5 protein-coding genes and 1 tRNA gene are annotated in these 5,954 nt (G+C 47.2%); 1 reads left to right on the top strand and 5 read right to left on the bottom strand.

The window, feature by feature from the left end; genetic code table 11:
• Positions 1-160: 160 nt before the first annotated feature.
• Positions 161-232, bottom strand: a tRNA-Gln gene (locus tag J7529_RS24270).
• 131 nt (positions 233-363) lie between these two features.
• Here J7529_RS24270 and J7529_RS24265 point away from each other — a divergent pair.
• Complete coding sequence (locus J7529_RS24265; RefSeq protein ID WP_271940322.1) at positions 364-762, top strand: response regulator; 399 nt, start codon at positions 364-366, stop codon at positions 760-762.
• A gap of 49 nt (positions 763-811) precedes the next feature.
• Here the strand turns inward: J7529_RS24265 and J7529_RS24260 are convergent, their stop codons facing one another.
• The 4 genes from J7529_RS24260 to J7529_RS24245 form a co-directional block, all read right to left on the bottom strand.
• Complete coding sequence (locus tag J7529_RS24260) at positions 812-1,273, bottom strand: RNA recognition motif domain-containing protein (RefSeq protein ID WP_271940209.1); 462 nt, start codon at positions 1,271-1,273, stop codon at positions 812-814.
• Positions 1,274-1,899: 626 nt separating this feature from the next.
• Positions 1,900-4,299: a M48 family metallopeptidase gene (locus J7529_RS24255; protein ID WP_318731118.1), complete on the bottom strand. Its 2,400-nt coding sequence runs from the start codon at positions 4,297-4,299 to the stop codon at positions 1,900-1,902.
• 219 nt (positions 4,300-4,518) lie between these two features.
• On the bottom strand, positions 4,519-5,391 hold the full coding sequence (locus J7529_RS24250; RefSeq protein ID WP_318731117.1) for an NAD(P)-dependent oxidoreductase: 873 nt from the start codon (positions 5,389-5,391) through the stop codon (positions 4,519-4,521).
• Between the two features lie 113 nt (positions 5,392-5,504).
• The coding region (locus J7529_RS24245) for a HEAT repeat domain-containing protein (protein WP_318731116.1) at positions 5,505-5,954 on the bottom strand (450 nt) is incomplete at its 5' end.

Genomic DNA, 5,954 nt, shown 5'->3' with positions numbered 1-5,954 from the left:
CTATAGAAAACTCTAATTACTATCTAACTCATTTGACCTATTTCTTGCCCCTTACTTTTGGAGGTGCTATGGTGGTTTTAGGCAGATTTTAGGCAGAGTTGTGGATTTTGGTCCCGCCATTCCTAGGCGAGAGTCATAGCATGTAAGCTATGAAGTTAAACTGGGGTGCTAGGATTCGAACCTAGGAATGGCGGGACCAAAACCCGCTGCCTTACCGCTTGGCTACACCCCATTGGCTTTACCTTTGATATGATAACCTTAAGTGCTAGGGGTTTGTCAAGGGTTTGACTGAAAAATTCCCCCAAATTTACCCGAATTTCCCCTGTGGGAGTCCCTGAATCTGTACGTGATGAGGCAACCGTGTTGTTCACAACTCCACCATCTCCCCCTAAAATCCTCGCCGTTGATGACAGTGCGATCGTCCAAAAATCGATTCAAAATGCACTCCAAGATCAAGGCGTAGAGGTTTTAGTCGCTGATAATGCTGTAGATGCCTTAAATTTGATTTATAACGAATCCATCGCCGTTCTTTTACTTGATGTTTCTATGCCAGGGGTTGATGGTTTGGAACTTTGCCGCACCATTCGCAGTATCCCTGAGTTTCAATCTCTGCCGATTGTGATGGTGACGGCGCGGGATAGTCCCTTTGATAAAGTCCAAGGGCAACTTGCTGGAGCAACCCAGTATCTGACTAAGCCTTTTGATTCCCAAACCATACAAGGTATTGTCCAAGGTTTTATCGATAAAAGCAAACCAAGGTAAAGGACTAAATCCTTTACCTTCACAAGTCAACTCTGCTGGTAAAATGCTGCTAACTTTTAGTGGTTTGCGTTGCCAGCAGTTCTTTGAGTTTTTCCAGATCCGCAGCCCAACGAGGATCGGGTTGAATGGAACCCGTATCTTGGCTGGAGCTAGAGGTGTTTTTCTTGGATTTATTTTTCTTACGGTTTCCGCCACCGCTTGAGCTGGCAGTAGGAGCGCTAGAGGCTGCCCCACCTTCTGCGCTGCCCCCCTCTTTACCTTTGTTCCGAGGCTGGGCTTTCTCGATCTTAAGGGGACTTTCTTTGAGCAAATACCCATTAAATTGCTCAATAATTTGGTCGGCTTGCTCTTCATTTTTGACCGTGACAAACCCAAATCCGCGACACTTACCGGTCTTACGGTCTGTAATGACCTTAGTGGAAACTTTGGGTTCTGTTTCAGCAAAAACAGCTTCCAGCTCTTGCTTTTCCGTTTCTTTCGGTAAGTTACCAACGTATAACCGAACAGACATTGATAAGACCTCCCTATTTAGTCTGAGTTGACATAGATATGGCATGACCTAGCCTCCTGAACACCGATCTGGCATTCAGTAGACTGAGGATGATGGGTAAACACAGTAAAATATTCACCTCGTTGGTAAACCTTTACTATTAAGATTGGGTTAGGCATCACGTTGCTCATTGAGTCTCATGGCAGGCTTTATCGATTCCGAAGACTCGGAAAAGGAAGAGCCAGGTTTTCCCTTTGGAGTCACTGTAAATTTTCCGGGTATTCCTATCGCTATCGAGCACATATTTATATTCTTTAGGTGGCTCTACCATGTTTACTTCATGCCATATTTAACCTATCACGTTTTGGCAGATGGAGCTACCCAAAACTCAATTATTTTACCCTTAAGTCCAGGATTTTGTCATCCCCTTGTTCAGAAAATTTCTTAATCCTATGGCTAACAGATAGTAAAAACCAGCCGGTTACGCGGCTGGTTAACTTGCTGTGTTGGGAGGAAGAACACATGATTCCAAAGCAGCCCACCCTGCACTTGCGTTGTTGATCGCCAGGTTGATTGACTGTTCTGGCTTGAGCCTTCTTGTTAAGAAATGTAACACACAAATTGAAATCTCGCAAAATTTCTTTACATTAGGTCTGAAAAACCAGATAAGCGCCCCAAAGTCCAGAGGCGATCGCCAATAAAGACAGGAGTAGGGGATGATAGCTATTGGCTTGTAGTTGCGGTCGCCCCTCCAAATAGGCCAAATCTATAGCCACATCAGCTCCCCGACGCAACCAGCCCCCTACCTTCACAGACTGACCGATCAAATCTTTGGGGCAAACAGGGTTAATCCCCCAATCGCCGAAAATACTCGCACGGGGGCAATGGCGTAAACGAATTAACCCCGCAGAAGTGTGTAGGATTAACGTCTGTCCTAAACCATTATGAACCCCGCGCCGTCCCAAGAGTTTGCCCTGTAAGCGCATAATTTGGCGTTTTTGAGGGGTTAAAGTAGCATCGATTTGGAGCTTGGCGAAGGTTTCTGAATGATCGATGCGCTGATCCTGGAGGGGACGCACTTCCGGATAATAGCGATTGATCTGAAGCATCAGGATCAGGCTCAAACTAATCAAATAACAAGCGGTTATTAAATCCCCATCCTGATCTTGGGAGAGCCAAACCAATTGACCCACATAGAAAAAATAGGCGATCGCCCCCACCAGCATCAACACCAGACGAAACCCGATCCCCACAATGAACGCTTGACAGAGAGCGCGAGGGAATAAGGGGAGACTATTATTAACAAAGATCGAAGTGGCAACACTCAAATTAATCGCCGTTTTCAGCCATTCAGGTAAAGTTGAAGGTAAAGAGAGCCGAATGGGAGAGGTAAAGGGCAGACGTAACTGGGTTTCTAAACTGAAATTCATCTGGGTGGTTAGCCATTGGGTAAAATCTGACGATAAAGAGAAGGGACGGGGAGGGATAAACGGTAGATCTAACTCCGTTTCTAAGCGGAAAAATCGGGCTAAATCCGTTAACCGTTGCAGGCGATCTCCCAATCGTCCATGACTACTCAGTAGGGTAACTCCATAGCGATATAGATTGTGTAAATCCCATTGCAGAACACTTTCAAAGGGTTGATTCGGGGTTAGATTACCGATCGCGATCGCCTGTTCCACTCCTAGCGGAAGCAAGAGATCGAAGCGTTCTACGACTTCCGGCACACTAGATGTCTGTATAATTCCCCTGTGCCAACTTTGTGCTAGTTTCAACAATCCACGGGTAAAGGCATTCGGGTTACCGGTAAGACTCACTGCAGTAGCATCACTATAGAGCAGTCGCCATCGAGAGAGTAGCAGTAGGGGCAGACGGAACAGATGATAGTAGGTATAACTGAGGTTTGCCAAGAGAGTAGATAAGCCTCTGACGATCAGTTCTAGCAGACGGATATCCAGGCGATCGGCCAAACGCTCACCTAACTTAGAGATTGACCAATATAGAGTATAGGGGAGTTGCAGGAAACAGACACAAGCTGAAAGCAAGAGAAAATCCCAGTTGAGAATATGAGCCAGTTGGGTTGCGTAAAAGATAGCGAGTTCATCATCTTCCAGGCGATCGAGCATTCCCTGAGAAATAACAATATGACCGGTAGGGCGCAAGTGACCGATCGGGTATTGGATATAAGTGAAAATCAGGGGTAACGAGGTAGGTAAAATACCCAGTTTAGGTTGGGTAAGTTTCCGTTGACGACAACAGCGTTGAATTACGGTCGCTGATTCTGGCCGGATGGTTTTGAGATGCTCCAGGTTTAGGGGTTCTAATTCATACCTTTTTTTGAGCAGGAGAGAGAGCAAAGCTGGAGAAGCGATAAAAATTAATAATGAGAAGATGAATAGGAATAACGTGGGGTCTCGATAGAGAATTTGCCAAGGGTTGAGAAAGGGCAGTTTCAAGAGCAGGTACTGGACAAGGGCAATGCTGATCTCAATGACAGTCACCATCCAGCCAAAAAAGGCGATCGCCGTTATTCCTTGCAAACCCCATAACCAACGGATATCCGATCCCAGTTTCGAGGTTTTCGGGAGCGTACCCCATCGTTTAGCACGTCCAGCATTTTTCCAGGTTCTCACTTCTGGGGTAGCAGAAGGAGAGGACAGACGGTTGTTTGGTTCTTTCACTTCCGTTTTAGGAGCCTGAGGAGCAGAAACGGGTAAAGCATCTGTGGGATCATCGGGAGACATGGTCTTGGATGGCTCCAGATTGGGGAACTGGCGCTTGAGTTTAGGTAAGGTTTTTTTCGCCCAGTTTTGGAACGGTGCATCGGGGCTGTAGGTGAGTAAGTGGCATAAATTCAGCGCTTGTTGCCCTTGACCCACTTTACGATAAGCAATAACTAATCCCTGTTGAGCGCGTCTTTTGCGAATGCCCTCTGATTCATTGGTATAAACGCCGTTTAAGTGGGCGATCGCGCGATCGTACTCTTGACGCTTGAGTGCTGCTAACCCCGCCGTTAAGGAAGGGCGCTTTGGGGGTGGTGATGACATATAGCAGGTAATAGTAGGCCATTGAGAGTGATAGCAGCAAGAATATCTACCCCTATTCCTTGTCTTCACTGTCGAAGGGTAGGCATAGGGTACGGTTATCCTTAACTCAATCTATGCTAATCTAACGCCCGTTTGGGTATCGGTAAGAGCTTAGAGGCGATCACTAAAATAACGGGTTCTTACAGAAGAGCCGGTGTATCAGTTTCTCAATTCCACTCCTCAAGAGGGGTGATAGATTTTCATCATCGCCTGAGTGCCCAATTCTCCCCCATTATCTAGCTTCTCAACACTCTTAAAATGCTGATTGGCTAACTCAGTACCTGGGAATTCTTCGGCTTCAATCATTTCTAAAACCAAGCGCAAGTCTTTTAAGATATGCTTAATGGCGAAACCGGGGGCAAAATCAGACTGATTAATTTTAGGGCCGAGATTGGAGAGGGCCCAAGAGCCAGCCGCGCCACCACTACAAACTTCAACGATTAAATTAGGATCGATCTTCTGTTTTTGGGCCAGTTTTATGGCTTCGCATAAGCCGATTAAATTAGCCGAACAGAGGACTTGATTACATAGTTTAACCGCTTGGCCACTGCCGACTGGGCCACAGAGGTGGCTCGATTTTCCCATCACTTCAAAGAAGGGTAAGCCATCTTGAAAATCCGCTTCACTGCCTCCGACCATAATCGTTAATGTGCCGTTTTGGGCCCCAACATCTCCCCCAGAGACGGGAGCATCTAAAAATCGAAGTGATTTAGTGGACAAGGTTTGGGCGATCGCCTGAGCTGCATTCGGTCCAATGGTACTCATATCTACCACCAGAGTCCCCGGTCTCGCCCATTCTGCCACACTGCCCGGGCCGCATAGGACTTCCTCCACATCAGGAACATCACCCACACAAGAGAAAATCACATCTGCTTTAGCTACAGCTTCTTGAATCGAGGAAACGATCTCTACACCTGCTTCTAGAGCCGCCCTTACCCCTGGGCGATTGGGGGTACGATTCCATCCTTTAATAGGATATCCGGCACGAGCCAGGTTAGCGCTCATGGGGCCACCCATAACTCCAAGTCCTAAAAAAGCGAGTTGTTGATTCATGGTTTTTATTGTGTGGAACTACGAAATAGGCAATAGGCAATAGGCAATAGGGAGCAGGGAGTAGGGAGCAGGGAATAATTCCAGTCTCCGCGTCCCCGTTTTCTCCCATTGCCCTATTGCCCCATTCCCCCACTCTCCGGGCGATTTTCCCATAAAGACCGAGGTTTTGGAGATGAAGATTGGGTGAGTCTAGCTTGTTGTAAGGCTAAAGAGGCTGCTTTTTTCACATCAGCCACAGCATCATTTAAGCCCCGTTGTAAATAAGGTAAAACTCGATCGGATCTTATGCTTCCCAGGGCAGTCATGGCAGCTTCACGCACAAGGGGACTCGCATCTTGACTCAGTTGCCCAAGAGCAGAAATGATCCGTTCGGTTTCTGAGCGCAAAGGACAGGAGGCAGCGAGTTGTCCGAGCGCTAAAGCGATTTGTTGGCGAACTTCCGGGTTCTGATGGTGTGTGTAGCCTAGTAATTGGGGTAATGCGGACAGTTGGGGCCAAGTTCCTAGTGATCGCAGAATCCGACCTGGATCGAGAGGGGCTGAAACTGTCCCAGATTCAGGGGG

It is taken from the genome of Roseofilum sp. Guam, from assembly GCF_017746735.1.
Lineage (GTDB): Bacteria > Cyanobacteriota > Cyanobacteriia > Cyanobacteriales > Desertifilaceae > Roseofilum > Roseofilum reptotaenium.
Note: the sequence above shows the minus strand (reverse complement) of the source record. Positions and strands in the feature narration are given on the sequence as shown.